The 1,671-nt window shown below is 71.0% G+C and carries 3 protein-coding genes; 2 read left to right on the top strand and 1 reads right to left on the bottom strand.

Translation table 11 applies throughout. The annotated features are described in order from the left end of the window. Positions 1-28: 28 nt before the first annotated feature. A complete protein-coding gene (locus KBX53_RS32200) occupies positions 29-619 on the bottom strand; it encodes a TetR/AcrR family transcriptional regulator (RefSeq protein ID WP_030330102.1) in 591 nt (196 codons plus the stop codon). Between the two features lie 76 nt (positions 620-695). Between KBX53_RS32200 and KBX53_RS32195 the strand changes: the two genes are divergently transcribed. Together KBX53_RS32195 and KBX53_RS32190 are read left to right on the top strand one after the other, a co-directional pair. Next, entirely contained in the window at positions 696-1,112 is a 417-nt protein-coding gene (locus KBX53_RS32195) for a VOC family protein (protein WP_210863605.1), read from the top strand. A 49-nt stretch (positions 1,113-1,161) separates the two neighbouring features. Beyond that, a partial coding sequence (locus KBX53_RS32190) for an LD-carboxypeptidase (RefSeq protein ID WP_210863607.1) occupies positions 1,162-1,671 on the top strand: 510 nt, incomplete at its 3' end.

Here is a 1,671-nt window from a genome sequence, read left to right as displayed (position 1 = left end):
GGGTGGCGGTGAGCGGGCCCGCTACGGCTCAGCTGACCCGCAGCGCGTCGATCAATCGGGACAGCGCCGCCTGGGTGGCGGCCAGGTCGGCCGGGTCTGTCGATCCGGCCAGCCAGAGCGCCGCCTCGTTCATCGCGCCGGAGAGCAGGTGGGACAGTGGCGCCACCGGCTGCGGGGCAATCATGCCCGCCGCGATGAGGTCGGCGAGCGCGTCGGCCAGGTGGCGACCCGAGGCGGCCTCGTCCAGGGCCCGCCACTCGTGCCAGCCGAGCACGGCGGGCCCGTCGATCAGCATGATCCGCTGGAATTCGGGATCGGCGCTGGCCGTGAGGAACGCCTGGCAGCCGGCGGTGAGGCGGGACCATGGGTCCGGTTGGGCATCGGCGATGGCGGCGACCCGGTCCCCCACCTCCTGCTGCACCTGGGTCAGCACCGCCTGGAACAGCTCGACCTTGCTCGCGAAGTGGTGGTAGAGCGCACCCTTGGTGACCCCGGCCGCGCTCACGATCTCGGCGAGACCGACCGCCTGATAGCCACGGGTGGCGAAGAGCTGCCGACTCTGCAGCAACAGGGACCGCCGGGTCTGGTCCCGCCGCTCCTCGCGCACTCCCTGGCCCATCATGCCTCCCAATTGACATACCAACGGTATGCGAAATACGGTAGTTGACATACCGACGGTACGCGAAGGAGTCCCAGTGAATCTCACCAGCTTCTACCCGGTCATCTGCACGACCCGGCTGGCCGAGTGCCACGACTTCTACCGGCACTTCCTGGGATTCGAGACGACCTTCGAGGCCAACTGGTACGTGAGCCTGCGCCGCCCCGGCCCTCCGGCGTACGAACTGGCACTGCTCAACCACCGGCATCCGACAGTCCCGGCGGCCTACCGGAAGCCGGTGCGGGGGCTGCTGCTGAACCTCGAGGTCACCGACGTCGACGCGGAGTGGGAAAGGCTTGTCGTCCACGGCGGGCTCCACCCGGAACTGACGCTGCGCGACGAGGACTTCGGGCAACGGCACTTCATCCTCGCCGACCCCGCGGGCGTGCTGATCGACGTGATCACACCCATCCCGCCGGCACCGGACTGGGCCGAGCGGTACACCGACAATTGAGTCACCAGCGAGGCTAAGCTGTGCCGCTGTGCCCGTAAGCCCTGCCGCTGTGCCCAACCACCACGAGGTAACCGCCGCCGTACGCCCGCCCGTGCTGCGCCCGGGTGACACGGTGCTGCTGGTGTCGCCGTCCGGGCCGACCTCGCCGGAGCGGGTGGCCCGGGGCATGGAGCTGCTCACCGGCTGGGGCCTTCGCCCGGTGCCGGCACCGAACGCGTACGCCCGCCACGGCTACCTCGCCGGCACCGACGACCTGCGCGCCGCCGACCTGAACGCGGCCTTCGCCGACCCGGACGTGCGCGGGGTGATCTGCACCCGTGGCGGCTACGGCGCCCAACGGATCGTGGACGCCATCGACATGGCCGCCGTCCGCCGTGATCCGAAGGTGGTGGCCGGCTTCTCGGACATCACCGCGTTGCAGTTCGCGCTCTGGCGGGGCGCCCGCCTGGCCGGCGTGCACGGCCCCGGGGCGGCCTGGCGCGACGAGCGCACGCCGCTGCGCTCCGCCGAGTCCCTGCACGCGGCGCTGATGACGACCGAACCGGTGTCGATCACCGCG

The organism is Micromonospora sp. M51 (genome assembly GCF_018070305.1).
In the GTDB taxonomy this organism is placed as follows: Bacteria; Actinomycetota; Actinomycetes; order Mycobacteriales; family Micromonosporaceae; genus Micromonospora; species Micromonospora parva.
This window is presented reverse-complemented; position numbering and strand designations above follow the sequence as displayed.